Here is a 15,895-nt window from a genome sequence, read left to right on the forward strand (position 1 = left end):
ACTGTAACAGATAATATGGGTCGTTTGCCACTGTTAGCACCAATGTCAGAAGTGGCAGGTCGGATGTCTATCCAAGCTGGTGCGCAAACGTTGGAAAAATCGCACGGCGGTCGTGGTCTGCTCCTAGGCGGCGTACCTGGTGTTGAACCTGCAAAAGTCGTTATCGTTGGTGGTGGCGTTGTTGGTGCAAACGCTGCTCGTATGGCGGTTGGCCTTCGCGCTGACGTCACTATTCTAGACCGTAACGTAGACACACTTCGTAAGCTTGACGAAGAATTCCAAGGTCGCGCAAAAGTGGTTTATTCTACTGAAGACGCTATCGAGAAGCATGTTCTAGAAGCGGACCTTGTTATCGGTGCCGTTCTAATTCCTGGCGCAGCAGCACCTAAACTGGTCACTAAAGAGCACATTGCTAAGATGAAGCCTGGTGCAGCAGTGGTTGACGTGGCAATTGACCAAGGCGGTTGTTTCGAAACTTCACACGCGACAACTCACGCAGATCCAACTTACATCGTTGATGAAGTGGTTCACTACTGTGTAGCAAATATGCCTGGCGCAGTTGCTCGCACTTCAACATTTGCACTCAACAACGCTACGCTTCCATACATCGTGAAGTTAGCAAATAAAGGCTACCGCGAAGCACTTCTAGAAGACAAAGGCTTCCTTGAAGGTCTAAACGTTATTCACGGAAAAGTAACATGTAAAGAAGTAGCAGAAAGCTTTGACTTGGAATACGTTGAACCAACTCAAGCTATCGCTATGTTTAATTAATGACAAAATAAAACATAACTTGTCACGTTTTGTTTACAAAAGCCCACTCATAAGTGGGCTTTTTCATATAGAGCGTTTGGCTATAAAGAATAACTAAATCTTATATGCACAAATTAAAATATTTCTAGGTGTGACCGATTTAGGGCAAAACTCTGACAATCTAACACGGTAACCACGTTCTTCAAGATAAAGCACTTTGTCTAATGCGAGCCAGATCTCCAACGGACGTTGAAAAACAAGTTGCACTAAGCTCATTCTCTCCATTTGCCAGAAGCGTTGTTCGCTTAACTTTTCAAAATGAGAGAAATCGATTTCTTGAGGAAGAACAATGCCTTTTTGCTCCGCTGCCCAGCGACATAAAGATTCAAAACCATCACTTAATTGCGACTTACGGATACTCGGCACAGGCTGATACTCTGCCATTCCCAAAGCTTGTCGCGTGATCAAATCAAACCCAAGACGAAACATCATTTCCTGCTGACGATGACGACGCACGCGCTCTCCTCCTGTCACCGTTTGTTGTAATGGGATACGCAGTTCTTGCTTAGACAATGAGAGAGAAGAAGCCCTGCCCGGTTCCGACATCGGCTGGTATTGTTCCGACTGAATCAAGTGGTAACAACAAGGTGATATGGTCATCGCAGCAATCCCATTTTCACTGCCGTACTGCATTAGACGAGCGTGAAGGTCACCGCATGCATGCAGTGCTACTGCGTGTTGCGTTGGCTTAAACACGGCTTTCGCTTTGCTATCAAACGCGTCGCCTTGAATAAACGTCATCTTCCAATGATGTTCATTGGCTGCTTGTTGCCCCGAATCGCACAGTGCTTGTTGGTATTCAAAGCTGGTTACAGGCTGATCGGTTTGCGTTGTCAGGATTCGCCCCAAGTAACCTTTACCTGAGCACCATTCTAGCCATTCTTCGCCACAGTGTTGTTGAATTGCAGCTTCACCCATCGAGCTAATTTGCTCCAACTTACGTCCCGGAATACCGTTATCTAAACCACGAGCGAGTTCCAAGCCGTTTAACGACAAAAGCTCTAAATGAGTCAGTTCTGCGAGTTGTTCAAGCTCAGGCAAAAACGGACTAAGTGCTTTTAACGCGAGTTCTGGTGCTGCTTTGTATTCTTCGATTTGAGAGGGAGTAAGAGACGCTAGCCATTGGCACAGTCGAGGATGTTGCTCCTGCCAAGGTAATGATGTGTGAATGCTGCTTTTAAAAGGCTCGAATCGCCACAAAGATTGGTTTTCGATTAAGCAGTCATTAATAAACTGAAATTGCGTTTTCATAGCTCCCCCTACAACGAGCGCATTGTAGAGGGAATCGAAACATCAATGAAGTGTTATCTCACCGGAAGCTCGATGTCTTTAAACATCTCTTCGATTTCTGCATTAGACTTCAACGAAATCGCCTGCTCAACCACTGGACGCGTTAAGTGCGGTGCAAAACGCTCCATAAAATCGAACATGTAAGAGCGTAAGAATGTACCACGGCGGAAGCCGATGCTCGTGGTGCTCGCGCCAAACAAATGGCTCGCATCTATTGCAACCAAGTCACCGTCCTGCTCTTCATCCACAGCCATGCTTGCAATCACACCCACACCAATACCCATACGAACGTAAGTTTTAATGACGTCTGCATCAGTTGCCGTGAACACCACTCGCGGGGTTAAACCTTCGCGGTTGAATGCTGTATCCAGCTCTGAACGACCAGTAAAACCGAACACGTAAGTGACTAATGGGTAAGCGGCAAGATCACTGATCGTTACTTTGTCTTTCTTCGCTAGTGGGTGGTCTTTAGGCACAACTATTGAACGATTCCAGTGATAACAAGGCAGCATGATGGCATCTTGATATAAGTGAAGAGCTTCTGTCGCAATCGCAAAATTCGCAGTGCCTTTAGCTATCGCCTCAGACATTTGTGACGGTGTACCTTGGTGCATGTGTAACGACACTTTTGGATAACGAGAAGTAAAACCTTTGATGACATCTGGCAGTGCATAACGAGCCTGCGTATGTGTCGTGGTGATATTCAGCGTCCCCATTTCTGGATGGGTGTGCTCTCCAGCCACCGCTTTGATACTTTCTACACGAGCGAGAATTTCTTGAGAGATACGTACAATTTCTTCTCCAGCTGGCGTCACTTGCGTTAAGTGCTTACCGCTACGTTCAAAAATCTGAATACCTAACTCATCTTCCAGCAACCGAACCTGTTTACTAATACCTGGCTGAGAGGTATATAAGCTTTCCGCCGTTGCAGATACATTCAGATTATGGTTTACAACCTCAACAATATACTTCAGCTGCTGCAGTTTCATCGTAATCCCTTACTTATTCATGAGAGAGTTTATTGGCCACTCAAGCGAGCGATATAATAATTAGTTATAACGCGTTCAAATCGAAATGAACAGCAATTTCTAACTTATACCTCAATCACATACTAATAATCTTCAAGCAAGAAACAATATGCACAAAGTTGAGCCAATAAATGACCGAAGTTCTATGATGTGACTTCTATCAGTAACTAAAACGTGGGAGAGACAAAATAATCAAACAAATAAGGTGCCGAGTAAGATAAGATTCATGTATTCTTTAACGCTAGCCGCAGAAAAGTAAAGCAGACGCAAAGATATGAATATTGGTTTAATAATCGCTTTGGTAGCCATCCTACTGGTGTTAATCCTAGGCTATAACATTATGTTGCAATATAAGGTTAAAGTTGAAACCGCAAAAAGGCAGGAATCAGCGCGATATGTAGCCTTGATAGATGGTACTGAAGAGTTGATTGGTCATGCGCACCATATCCCTTTTAGTAAAGAGCTGTTGCTGTGTCTAAACAATCGTATTCTTGACGCGCTAGAGAGCATGCATGAGCTGGACCCGAAGAACAAGCAACTTGCTCAACGTATCGAAAATATGAAGCAGCAGATTACGCAGCTAAAAGAGAATGGTCCTACTGGCGAGAGTACCACTTTCAAGATGCCGAGTAGTGATAAACAAGCTATCGTCATGCTTAAGCTGGTTAAACGACTTCGCGACACTATCCGTAACGAGCACAACAAAGGCCGATTGGATACCCAGACTTACGTCACCGAAAATGCGCGCTTGGAAACGATGCAAATTCGCATCAACATTGAAAATGTCATCAAAAGAGCAAACGACTCTATCGCTCGTGGTCAACCAGGCACCGCGCTTCAACTGCTGCGTAAAGGTATCGATGCTTTGAGCACTAAGAGCGATCCTTATTCTATTCAAGCGAAACAAAAGCTTGAAGAGATGTTGGGTGACTTAGATAAAAAGCGCCAAGATAAAAGCGATGCTGAAATGCAGCAGATTGCTGACAAAGAGCGTGACAATGACATGGAAGCACTCTTCGGCGAGAAGAAAAAGTGGTAACATTCACTTCAGGTCAAGAAAGGCTGCAATTGCAGCCTTTTTTCTATCCGCAAGACAACGGATATGCCCAATAAAAATGTGAAGTACTAAAACTAAAATGATGAATCTAGACGCCTATCAAGATCTTCTTGCTCCCATTAACCAATTTCTGCAATGCAGTACACCTGATGAATGGGTAGAGGAAGCAAAGAAACCAGAGAACCTTCAAACCATTTTGTTAGACCACCTACTGTGCGAACTAAAAGCTGGCCAATCTGCCATGTTTTTAATTCGTAAGTATGCCGTTGACCAATCCAGTTCACATGCTCTACTTGACTGGTTTAAGCCCTACGAAGATTTTGCTTACCGTAACGTAGGCTCATTGGAAACTTTAAAAGGCAAGAGCAATATTTCTAAGTCAATCATGGCTAAGTCCGACTCACCATACAGCCAAGATTTGATCGATAAGATGGTGCTTTTGATAAAAGAGGAGTTACACCACTTTTATCAAGTTTTAGAGATCATGGAAAGTCGTGGAATTGAGTATAAAAATATTCCAGCAAGTCGCTATGCTAAAGGACTGATTTCGCATATGAAGACTCATGAGCCGGAAACGCTGATCGATAAACTCATCATTGGTGCGTACATCGAAGCCCGATCTTGTGAGCGTTTTGCCAAACTAGCACCACATATGGATGACGATATCGCAAAGTTCTACATTTCTTTATTACGTTCAGAAGCACGCCATTACCAGGATTATCTTGTATTAGCGGAGCAAATCGCAGGCAAAGATATCAGCGAGCGCATCGCCTACTTTGGACGTATAGAGGCAGATTTAATTTCTACGCCAGATACAGATTTTAAGTTTCACAGTGGTATTCCAGCCTAGCGAGCATATTCTCCCAAGGTTGAGCATACTCTGAACTTATATAGACAGAGAATAAATAAGCCGGAAATTTCGTCCGGCTTATTTATTGTAGCAATGAGGTTAGGAATAAAGCTGAAACACAACAACTAGAGCTGGAATGAACCCATTCGAGTTTTCAAGTTGTGCGCTAGGCTACTAATCTGCTGACAAGCCACAGCCGTTTGTGAAGCTCCCTCAGCCATCTCTGTTGAAGCACTATTAATATGCTCCACACTGCGATTCAGCTCTTCGGATACAGAATTCTGCTCACTGCACGCCGTTGCGATTTGTGTGCTCATTTGCGCTATGTTATCGACAGAATGTTCAATTTCTTTTATCTACATCTTTTCATGAGCGCTTCTCGGCGTAGATCCAAGATCTCATCGATGAGCTTTTCTTTCGCATTTATCCCAAAATGCTGGGCATAATTTTTTACTTTTGCTATCTCATTAGGCTGCAAGCGGTACACCTCTTTCTTTAAACGCGCTTCTGCTTCACTTCTAATCAGACCTTGCTCTTGTAACAATTTAATGATGGTTTCATCGGTTGGATTTACTGCTCTAGCCATGGTGCTCTATCTATCAATTTGAGTTCTAGCCATATGGCTAGATGAATGACGCCGCACAACTTATAGAGCAAAGATGACAGCTTGATTGCAGTGAATGCAATTCGTTGACTGTTGGTATTATTTTCCACCGCTTCAACGGCCACACACTCATACCTCCACCCTCACCATTGAATAAAGATCACATTCTGATAACAATTTTCAGCACTGGCTTAGATGTCATCCATATTTAACGTGCAAGTAACATTTATAAACAAGAATGATTGCTCTAGTTCAAATGATGGAAAAATAAGATGAAATTTTCGCAGTGGAGCCTTTTATTAAGTAGCTTGATAGCGTTACCCAGCATTGCAGATACCGACGTTTACCTAACGAATAACTCTGATCAACCGTTAACTATTCAAGTAAAACATGAAGGTAGTGATTTGCTTCAATACGGAGAAGAGTGGCAACAACATGTGCAGGTACTTGGTCCGTGGGAAACTAAATCTGTATTAAGCTTCAACCGCTGGGAGGGCGTGAAATCAAATCAAACTTACCGTTTTGAAACGGTGGTTTCTAGCCCCGAAGGTGAAAGCATAACACTCAATCAAATAATGGAAGGCCATTGGTACAATTCGACCATTGAATACGGCTTATCCGCAGCCGATGTCGAGTTATCTCTCAAAGATGATCGTAACATTCATCGTGCCAACACTAAAGCTTTTGGTACGAGAGAAACCGAACTGGCATTTAAGTCAGACAGTACCGCTCGATATGATGATCTTTACTACACCATCACGCCAAGCAAGGTAGCGGAGTCTGTCGACAGCGAAGAACAAAACCTTAAGTTGATGACTTATAACATCTGGGCGTTGACGGCTATTGCATCGCACATTGGAGATCGTTACGAACTGATTCCTCAACATGTAAAAGGTTACGATGTTTTGGCGCTGCAAGAGGTGTTTGCCAGCGGTCGTGAAGCATTCTTACGTGAGTTAGCCAAGGAATATCCTTACCAAACAAAGATGTTAGATAAAGAAGGCGTTAATATTCATGATGGTGGCGTAATCATAGTTAGTCGCTACCCTATCGTGAATGAAGCGCAATATGTCTTTCCCGATTGCTCTGGTACAGACTGCTTTGCCGATAAAGGCGTAAATTATGCGGAAATAATTAAAGGTGGTCAGGCTTACCATGTGTTTGCTACCCATACCGCATCTTTCGATACAGACACCGCCCGTGAGTATCGTCAGCGCCAGTTCAAACAAATCCGCGCACTCGCCCAATCTCTTAACATTCCTTCAAGCGAAACTGTGGTATACAGCGGCGACTTTAACGTCAACAAAAGAAAGTTCCCTGGTGACTACCAACAAATGATCGCTAACTTAAGCGCCATAGAGCCTCAGTACTCTGGTTACACGGAGTCAACCTTTGATCCCCGTATCAATAACTTCGCAGGTGAAGCGTTATCAGGTGGCGAAAACGTGGAATACCTTGACTATGTTATGGTGAGTAGTGAATACGGGGTGAAATCATTCAATGACAACCGTGTAGACGTGCCGCGCACAACCGCAGAGAGTTTATGGAAACACTATAACCTTTCTGACCATTTCCCAGTAAGCGCAACAATCAAGCCATGAAGAAAATCGCTTTGATAATCATGTCCGCCATTATGGCGGGCATGATATTTTTAACTTTCAGTCACGATGTTCAAAAAGAAGAGCTCGCTTCCTCTCCTTTCCCTAAGACAAAAAATCAGAGTGTCTCCAGTACATCACCACAAACAAGCAGCATCGTGCCCGATACAGATACTTCACCACAAACAGCTAAGCTCCCTTCCACAGTTCAAATAACGACTGAGCGATTAACTCAACTCAAAGGCAGGAAACTTGTCGCCCAACTTGAGACGTTTTGGCAAGAGTGTATGTTGAACCGTAGTTGTGAAGAGCAGGTCGCCTTGTTTGAGGCGCATTTATCTTCAGCTCGATTCCAGCTTTTGGCGAACTACCCTCAGCTCAGCAGCCAATGGCAAGAGAGTGTAGGAAATTTGTTATTTGATGAGCAACAATCACTGGCGTCGCGTGTTGCACAGCTGAAGAACGAAGCAAGAAGCATCTGGGGGGAATTGGCTGATGTTGTTTTTGCGGATGAGTTCGCGCTGTACGATTTCAACTTAGAAGCCCAAAAGCTGGACACTCAAAGCCCAGATAACTTTTTGCGAGCTTTCGAGCAACTCACCATTGACTGGCAAGAACATGCAGGTGCTATCGGGCTAACAAGCGACCAGGAAAAATATGAGCGTGCGGTCACCCTGATTCCTAATAGTATGAGCCTACCAGATCGCTTGGCGATCATCGCAGAGCTAGAACGAACTTACTTAACGAAAGAAGAAACTAAAAACATTCACGCTCGTGAGCAACAAATTGCTGAGCAAAAAGAGCAAGTCAGAGGTTACCAACAAGCATTGCAACAACTTGAGTCCAGGCTCAGAAAAGAGAGAGCCACAAGCCATTCAAATTTGTCAGAACCGGAATGGCAAAGCTATTACCAACAAGAAGTCGCGGATTTTCGTCGTGAATTTTTTTCTTCTTAATAATGCGCTTTGACTGACTGGGAACTTAAAAAGGCACGTTGCTAACCAGCCGTCGTGCCTTATGTTCAACTCTCTACTTTTAATTCAGAACAAATTTAAACCAAATACATCTTTCACATCAAATAGCACTTTTTCGGTTTTCTCGCGAGAACGCTCACTACCTTGTTTTAAAATATCAATCAGCTGCGCTTTATCATTCAAATACATAGCGCGCTTTTCTCGAATAGGGCGAAGCATCTCTTGTAAGCATTCTTCTAACACTTTCTTGGTCAAACCATCACCTAACCCACCTCGTCGATAATGGTCTTTTAGCTGTTCGACATAATTTTTATCATGATGAAAAGCATCGAGGTAGATAAATACAATATTCCCTTCGACTTGGCCAGGGTCCTCAATTTTCAGATGATTGGGATCGGTATACATAGATTTCACTGCCGCGGAAATCTCCTTTTCGGAGGCCCCTAAGTTGATTGCGTTCCCCATGCTTTTAGACATCTTATTTTTACCGTTAGTACTCGGCAAACGAGGTGCATCGCTAAGTAATGGACGGCATTCTCTAAGAACCTCTTTTCCACCTAGATGGTTTATTTTTCTTACGATTTCATTAGTTTGCTCCAACATCGGCAGCTGATCATCACCCACTGGTACTAGCGTCGCATGAAACCCCGTAATATCAGCAGCTTGAGAAATTGGATACGTTAAAAAGCCTGCGGGAATAGAGCGTTCAAAGCCTTTACTTTGAATCTCATTTTTAACCGTGGGGTTTCGCTCTAATCGTGCGATAGAAACAAGATTACTGTAATACATTGTCAACTCGGCTAACGCTGGAATTTGAGACTGCAACGTGATCGTAGTTTGAGTGGGGTTGATACCAACAGCCAAATAATCTGCAACGACATTGAGAATATTAGAGGATACCTTTGATGGGTTATGCGCGTTATCCGTCAGCCCTTGCATGTCCGCAACCAAGATCGTTTGCTCGTGCTCCGTTTGCAATTTGACTCGTTGTTGCAATGAACCAATATAGTGCCCTAGGTGTAATGGACCTGTTGCTCGATCTCCGGTAAGTATAATTTCACGCTGAGATGTATTTTTATGGCTATTCATATTTGTCTCCAAGTATTTAATAGATCGCTACTGGAGATAAAAAGATCAAACACTCTTAGCTACCATCCAGCAGCTTAAGAATGTAAGTATTCCGCGCCGCTCTATTTAGAGCGCCACCAAGAGAAGGTTGTTAATGAAGGGCGAACGTGTATTTTCATGTTTTTTAAACTAACAGCACACACCGCAGAACTCAATCTGTTTTGTACTGAATTAGAGTGAGTGTTCCAACAGCCAATTAAGAGGATTACATTGGTAAAGACATCGCAATGACCAAAACCGCACCAAATACCGAACCAGAGACAAACGCACACAGTACAGTTTTGTTGTGTTTCCTTTTCATTGATGAACTCCTATCCATAACTACGATGACCAGCCCTCACATCTAATACGCATGTGGATGCATCACGACAACGAGTTAACCAACATATCGCACGTAGGACCAGTACCGCTTTGTTAAATTGGGACCTCGTCCATAACTTGGAGTGTAAATGACTCCGGAACCTACAACAGAAGAAAATTTCATCACGTTACTGTCCTACCCTCCGGGTTTGTGGCTTAATAGGCAACAGGAACACTTTTTTCTTTTGCTGCGGATACTTACATGGAAGCTGTTTTACATCAGTTGCAATTCTCTTTGTCGATAACCGGACCTATCTGTTTGATGTTGGTACTTGGCGTTCTTTTTAAGCGCTTTGGTCTAATCAACGATAATTTTATCGAAGTAGGCTCTAAACTGGTGTTTCAAGTTACCTTGCCTGCAATGTTATTTGTCAGCATTGTGGCTTCAGAACACGACTTTTCCGCGGCAAGTGGATTCGTCAATTTCGGCGTCATCGCTAGTATTTCGTTTTTCATTTTCACCTACCTTTCCGTCAAACTTCTGTTCAAAGCATCGCCTGACCAAGGCGTTCTCATCCAAGGTGGGTTCCGAGCAAATACAGGTATTATTGGTATCGCTTACGTTGCCAATGCGTATGGTTCTCAAGGTGTGGCGCTAGCAGCGCTCTATGTCGCGGTCACCACATTTATTTATAACGTCCAAGCGGTAATTTGCTTATCGCCCAAGGGGGCAACGTCTGCCTCGCAAGCAGCAAAGATGATGGGCCGAACACTGACTAGGAATCCGCTCATAATCTCCATTGTTCTAGGAATGGCTTTTTATTTACTCGCTATTCCAGTACCGAATGTGGTTATTGACGCAGGAGACTACTTGTCCAAAATGACATTGCCTTTGGCGCTGTTGTGTACGGGTGGCTCACTTGACTTTAGCTTGATGAGAAAAGAGAAAGGTCCATCTTGGTTTGCGAGCAGTTACAAGCTCATCGTAGCGCCAGTCATCATCACCATGGGAGCTTACTTAGTAGGATTTCGAGGAATTGAGCTAGGTATTCTTTTCTTTATGAACGCCTCTCCAGTCGCTGCTGCCAGCTATGTCATGGCGCGTTCCATGGGGGGCAATGCCACATTAGCCGCAAATATCATCGCACTCACTACGGTGCTTTCTACCGTGACCTGTACGTTGGGCATCCTATTTCTTAAGTTCTACAACTTAATATAATTGGTCTGCGATAAAATAAAGACGCTAAACGGCATTGATGTCAGTTACTGGTCGTGATTCGCAAAAGTGAGCTTTCTTACCAGACGAAAAAATTCACTCGCTTCAGATTCCGACAAACAAGAAAAAAACTCTTTCTGTAAATTCGTCATGATTTGATGAACTTGCTTTAAAGCATTTGCCCCCTCTTTTGTCATGCTTAGCATTTTAAGGCGCTGATTCGATTTACTTTTAGACACTTGAACAAACCCTCTCTTTTCCAGATTGTCCACCATCCGCTTTGCTACACTTCGCTCAGTTCGAACCGCATCAGCCAACGCTTGCTGGCTCATAGGTTGAAATTCTTCTAAAGCGGCCAGTGCACTTGCCATTTCTAGTGTCATCAAATTTTGCCGAGAGAGCTCGGCTTGGGCACGATTGCGGTACATGCGCTGCATCACACCGCAGACAAACATAGGGCTTTGATCCAAAACGGAAATTGGGGAAATTTTCTGATCTTTCATCGTCGTTTTTCTTCTTTAGGCTTCCATTCGGTCGAAAAGGCTGTGCTGATACTGCACACAACACGCCGTCTTTCAGGCTCGCGTCATAGACGGTAACCACCAAGTGAAAACATAAAATAAAGAGCGCCGAAGCGCCCTTTAATCGTGTTAATTATCACTAGTATAACTCAGTTAAAACAACCGAGTCCTACTCGCTTTGCTGAGTGGGTTTAGTGCTGGTCTCAGACAGCTCTTCCTCCGACTCTTTTCTCGCACGTCGATCAAATAATCGCTCAACCACTACAAAGAAGATTGGGACGAAGAATATACCCAATATCGTGGCACTGATCATGCCACCAAGTACGCCGGTACCTACTGCGTTTTGACCTGCCGATCCCACACCTGAACTGATGGCAAGTGGTACCACACCCAAACCAAAAGCAAGCGATGTCATGATAATTGGGCGCAGACGAACGCGAACAGCATGTAAGGTTGCTTCGATAAGCCCAGCGCCTTTCTCATAGTAGTCCTTTGCAAACTCAACAATCAGAATCGCGTTTTTGGTTGCCAAGCCGACCGTCGTTAATAAGCTCACCTGGAAGAACACATCGTTATCCATACTGCGCGTCATTACCGCAAGCACAGCACCAAGCACACCAAGAGGAACAACTAACACCACGGCGAAAGGTACTGACCAACTTTCATACAAAGCGGCAAGAACTAAGAATACGACGAGGATAGATAGCGCATATAGCATTGGCGCTTGGTTTCCGGAAAGGCGCTCTTCATACGAAATACCATTCCAGTTCACCGTGAAACCTTCTGGTAGCTTTTCTACCATTGCTTCAATTTCTTCCATGGCTTCACCAGTACTTACACCAGGAGCTGCGCCGCCTTGAATGTTCATTGCTGGCAAACCATCAAAGCGCTGCAAAAGAGGAGAACCATAGGTCCACTCGCCACTCGCAAAAGCAGAGAAAGGCACCATCTCTCCTTTAGCGTTGCGTACGTACCATGAGTCGAAGTCTTTTGGCTGCATGCGGTATTCCGCATCACTTTGCACCATCACTTTCTTCACACGACCGCGGTCAATATAATCGTTAATGTAAGCCCCGCCCCATGCAGCTGACAGGATTTGGTTTACGTCATTGATACTGACATCCAAAGCACGAAGTTTGACGTGGTCAATGTTCACTTTGTACATTGGCGCATCTGCCTGACCGTTTGGACGAACACCAACAAGTTTCGGGTTTTGTGCTGCCATGCCCAGAAGCTGCCCTTGAGCCGCAACTAATGCATCGTGCCCTTTATTCAACGAGTCTTGGAGATAGAAATCGAAACCTGTCGAGTTACCTAGCTCTTGAATCGCTGGAGGGGCGAACGCAAACACCAAAGCTTCTTTAATAGTAGAGAAGTACCCCATCGCTCGACCAGTAATGGAAGCTGCATCGGCGCCTGGCGCTTCACGCTCAGACCAATCTTTCAGGCCGATAAATGCCATACCCATATTTTGGCCTTGGCCTGCGAAACTAAATCCAGCAACGGAGAAGACGGATTTTACATTGTCTTTTTCGTCTACTAGGTAAAAGTCACGCATTTTCTCAAGTGTTTTTTCCGTCTGTTCTTGTGTTGAGTTAGGCGGCAAAATAGCCATTGAGAATACTGTGCCTTGGTCTTCATCTGGCAAAAATGACGTTGGAAGGTTCATAAATAACCAGCCAGCACCTGCACTCATTGCCAAAAATACAACCAACATGCGACCTGTGCGTTTTAGAAGTTTAGCAACACCGGTTTCATAGCCAGCTGTCATCGCATCAAACTTGCGGTTAAACCAGCCAAAGAAGCCTTTCTTCTCTAGAAGCTCAGCATCGCCTTTTTTCAGCAACGTAGCGCACAATGCCGGAGTCAGAATTATCGCAACCAAAACGGAAAGCGTCATAGCCGCCACAATAGTTATCGAGAACTGACGGTAAATAACCCCGGTAGAACCAGACATAAACGCCATAGGGACGAATACCGCTGAAAGCGTCAACCCCACACCAATCAGGGCACCAGTGATCTGCCCCATCGATTTTTTGGTCGCTTCTTTGGGCTCTAAACCATCTTCATGCATCACACGCTCGACGTTTTCCACCACAACGATGGCATCGTCCACCAGCAAACCGATAGCCAGAACCATCGCGAACATGGTTAACGTGTTTACGCTAAATCCAGTCGCGTACAAAATAGCGAAGGTTCCGAGCAATACGACAGGCACTGCGATCGTTGGAATGATCGTCGCACGGAAGTTCTGCAAGAACAGGTACATGATTAAGAACACAAGAAGAATGGCTTCTAATAGCGTTTTAACCACTTCTTGAATCGAGGCTTTGACGAATGGCGTTGTTTCAAATGGGTAAGCAATCTGCAACCCTTCTGGGAACGTTGCACTCAGTTGTTCTAAACGCTCTTTCACCGCATTGGCTGTCTCAAGCGCGTTTGCGCCAGTACCTAATGAAATACCTAACCCCGATGCTGGGAAGCCATTATATTGGCCTCGAATATCATAACTTTCTGCACCACGCTCAACGCGAGCTACATCTTTCAAATAAACATTCGAACCACTGGCGTCGGACTTAAGAATGATGTCTTGGAACTCTTCTACACTGCTCAAACGACTTGCAGAAGAAATCGTAGCATTCAACAACTGACCTTCCTGCGCAGGTGCCGCACCCAGTTGACCTGAAGAAACTTGCGCGTTCTGTTCACTGATCGCGTTCGCTACATCGATTGCGGTCAAGTTGAACTGCGTAAGCTTAAAAGGGTCCAGCCAAACTCGCATTGCATACTGCGCACCAAACGCCTGCACTTGTCCTACACCAGTTACACGACTTATCGGGTCTTGAATATTCGTTACAACAAAGTCGCCGATATCGTTTTCTGTAAAGTCAGGATCTTCAGAATAAACTGCGACAACCATGAGAAATGCCGTATTGGATTTATTGACGACAATACCTTGGTTTTGTACCTCCATCGGCAATGAAGTCAATGCCAATTGCAGTTTGTTCTGCACCTGTACTTGCGCGATATCAGGATCAGCTTCGCTATCAAACGTCAGGGTAATTGTCGCATTACCAAATGCATCACTGCTCGATGATAGGTAGCGAAGGTAATCTAATCCTGTCATGTTTTGCTCGATAACCTGCGTTACCGAGTCTTCAACGGTTTTTGCTGATGCACCTGGATAGCGAGCACTGATGGTGATCGTCGTCGGTGAAATCGTTGGGTATTGCGAGACGGGTAAATTGAATAATGACATTACCCCCGCCAACATCGTTAGAATCGCGAGAACCCAAGCAAATACCGGACGATCGATAAAAAATCGTGCCATGATTACTCCTGTTCACCGTTTTGGATAGTTACCGAACTGCCTGGCCCTACCTTTTGTAAACCGGCGGTAATGACTTTATCACCCGCGTTCAAACCATCAATAATGCGCCATTGGCTATTGATCGCTTCGGCAGTCTTCACTGGTTTCGCTTCCACTTTGTTCTCGCCATTAACCGTCATCACTGTCGCTTTACCTGTCGCATCACGAGATACCGTATTTTGTGGTATTAGAATCGCATCAGGGTCGACACCAGTAATGACCGTCGCACGAACAAACATTCCAGGTAGCAACAAACCGTCAGGGTTTGGGAATTCGGCACGAAGCGTCACGCTGCCCGTACTTTCGTTCACATTGACCTCAGTAAATTTCATTGTGCCTTTGTGTTCGTAAGTGCTGCCATCTTCAAGCATCAATGTAACTTGCGCAGAGTCATCTTCTTGCATATGGCCTTGGGAGAGTGATGCTTTCAAACGCAGCAGTTGCGCGGATGATTGCACAATATCAACATTGATAGGGTCAAGCTGCTGAATGGTCGCTAATTTGGCAGCTTGGTTAGCCGTAACCAACGCACCCGCTGTCACACTCGATTTACCGATCACTCCGCTAATCGGAGCTTTGACTTGCGTATAATCTAAGTTGATTTTTGCTGTGTTGATCTTGGCTTTTGCGACTAGGACCTGCGCTTTCGCTTCTTTGTATGCCGCTTCTGCTTCATCCAAGTCTTGTTGGCTGATGGATTTTTTGGTGATCAAGGTTCTGTAACGCTTCACCGTGGCATAGGTCGACTCTGCCGCAGCTTGCGCACGGATTAATTCCGCTTCAGCGCTCAGCAAATCCGCCTGAAATGATGAATCATCAATTTGATATAGCGACTGTCCTTGTTCAACAAGGCCACCTTCAACAAAATTTCGCTCCGAAATAATGCCAGTGACTTGCGGACGAACTTCCGCTTCTTTGAATGCTCGGCTACGACCCGGCAACTCTACTGTCAATGCTTGGCGCGTTGGCTGCACTGTTAACACTTCTACTTCGGTTGCGGGCGCAGGCCCCCCTCCTTGGCTCGATCCTTCTTCGCTAGGTTGACATCCAACCACAAAAAGGCTCGACGCAATCAGCAGAGATAGCGTGGTTTTACGTCTCATGAATTTTTCTCTCTTATCTACCGACAAGCCTTCAAGATTCCTTATT

The 15,895-nt window shown here is 44.8% G+C and carries 13 protein-coding genes and 1 pseudogene; 6 read left to right on the forward strand and 8 right to left on the reverse strand.

Features of this window, described 5'->3' with window-relative positions; all coding sequences use genetic code 11:
* The coding region (locus tag R7M72_RS15540; RefSeq protein WP_318056242.1) for an alanine dehydrogenase at window positions 1-771 on the forward strand (771 nt) is incomplete at its 5' end.
* 93 nt (window positions 772-864) lie between these two features.
* On the opposite strand, the gene R7M72_RS15545 is transcribed toward R7M72_RS15540, so the two are convergent.
* Together R7M72_RS15545 and cysB are read right to left on the reverse strand one after the other, a co-directional pair.
* A complete protein-coding gene (locus R7M72_RS15545; RefSeq protein WP_318056243.1) occupies window positions 865-2,061 on the reverse strand; it encodes a methyltransferase in 1,197 nt (398 codons plus the stop codon).
* A 53-nt stretch (window positions 2,062-2,114) separates the two neighbouring features.
* On the reverse strand, window positions 2,115-3,089 hold the full coding sequence (gene cysB, locus R7M72_RS15550) for an HTH-type transcriptional regulator CysB (protein ID WP_005388967.1): 975 nt from the start codon (window positions 3,087-3,089) through the stop codon (window positions 2,115-2,117).
* 313 nt (window positions 3,090-3,402) lie between these two features.
* On the opposite strand from cysB, the gene R7M72_RS15555 reads away from it, so the two are divergent.
* Together R7M72_RS15555 and miaE are read left to right on the forward strand one after the other, a co-directional pair.
* Complete coding sequence (locus R7M72_RS15555) at window positions 3,403-4,167, forward strand: hypothetical protein (protein ID WP_005378247.1); 765 nt, start codon at window positions 3,403-3,405, stop codon at window positions 4,165-4,167.
* A gap of 97 nt (window positions 4,168-4,264) precedes the next feature.
* Complete coding sequence (gene miaE, locus R7M72_RS15560) at window positions 4,265-5,035, forward strand: tRNA isopentenyl-2-thiomethyl-A-37 hydroxylase MiaE (protein ID WP_005388968.1); 771 nt, start codon at window positions 4,265-4,267, stop codon at window positions 5,033-5,035.
* Between the two features lie 125 nt (window positions 5,036-5,160).
* Here the strand turns inward: miaE and R7M72_RS15565 are convergent.
* Window positions 5,161-5,391: pseudogene (locus R7M72_RS15565) on the reverse strand (methyl-accepting chemotaxis protein); the annotation flags it as partial.
* On the reverse strand, window positions 5,388-5,621 hold the full coding sequence (locus R7M72_RS15570; RefSeq protein ID WP_213910989.1) for a hypothetical protein: 234 nt from the start codon (window positions 5,619-5,621) through the stop codon (window positions 5,388-5,390). The pseudogene R7M72_RS15565 and the gene R7M72_RS15570, both read right to left, overlap by 4 nt.
* Window positions 5,622-5,911: 290 nt before the next feature.
* Here R7M72_RS15570 and R7M72_RS15575 point away from each other — a divergent pair, with 290 nt between their 5' ends.
* Window positions 5,912-7,240 (forward strand): sphingomyelin phosphodiesterase, encoded by a 1,329-nt coding sequence (locus R7M72_RS15575; protein WP_258475023.1) that lies wholly within the window; start codon window positions 5,912-5,914, stop codon window positions 7,238-7,240.
* Complete coding sequence (locus tag R7M72_RS15580; RefSeq protein ID WP_315956941.1) at window positions 7,237-8,193, forward strand: ATP-dependent dsDNA exonuclease; 957 nt, start codon at window positions 7,237-7,239, stop codon at window positions 8,191-8,193. Before R7M72_RS15575 ends, R7M72_RS15580 begins: the two co-directional genes overlap by 4 nt.
* Window positions 8,194-8,277: 84 nt before the next feature.
* On the opposite strand, the gene trpS is transcribed toward R7M72_RS15580, so the two are convergent.
* Complete coding sequence (trpS, locus tag R7M72_RS15585; protein WP_315956940.1) at window positions 8,278-9,300, reverse strand: tryptophan--tRNA ligase; 1,023 nt, start codon at window positions 9,298-9,300, stop codon at window positions 8,278-8,280.
* 601 nt (window positions 9,301-9,901) lie between these two features.
* On the opposite strand from trpS, the gene R7M72_RS15590 reads away from it, so the two are divergent.
* Window positions 9,902-10,858 (forward strand): AEC family transporter, encoded by a 957-nt coding sequence (locus tag R7M72_RS15590; protein ID WP_005388415.1) that lies wholly within the window; start codon window positions 9,902-9,904, stop codon window positions 10,856-10,858.
* Between the two features lie 44 nt (window positions 10,859-10,902).
* Here the strand turns inward: R7M72_RS15590 and R7M72_RS15595 are convergent, their stop codons facing one another.
* The 3 genes from R7M72_RS15595 to R7M72_RS15605 all read right to left on the reverse strand — a co-directional run bounded on the left by R7M72_RS15595 (window position 10,903) and on the right by R7M72_RS15605 (window position 15,849).
* The gene (locus tag R7M72_RS15595; protein ID WP_017635039.1) at window positions 10,903-11,358 is read right to left on the reverse strand and encodes a MarR family winged helix-turn-helix transcriptional regulator; all 456 of its coding nucleotides are present in this window, start codon (window positions 11,356-11,358) and stop codon (window positions 10,903-10,905) included.
* 187 nt (window positions 11,359-11,545) lie between these two features.
* Window positions 11,546-14,707 (reverse strand): efflux RND transporter permease subunit, encoded by a 3,162-nt coding sequence (locus R7M72_RS15600; protein ID WP_206949121.1) that lies wholly within the window; start codon window positions 14,705-14,707, stop codon window positions 11,546-11,548.
* 2 nt (window positions 14,708-14,709) lie between these two features.
* Window positions 14,710-15,849, reverse strand: a complete 1,140-nt coding sequence (locus R7M72_RS15605; RefSeq protein WP_042522092.1) for an efflux RND transporter periplasmic adaptor subunit — start codon at window positions 15,847-15,849, stop codon at window positions 14,710-14,712.
* Window positions 15,850-15,895: the final 46 nt, after the last annotated feature.

The sequence above is a fragment of the Vibrio sp. YT-18 genome (genome assembly GCF_033337345.1).
Classification (GTDB): Bacteria; Pseudomonadota; Gammaproteobacteria; order Enterobacterales; family Vibrionaceae; genus Vibrio; species Vibrio alginolyticus.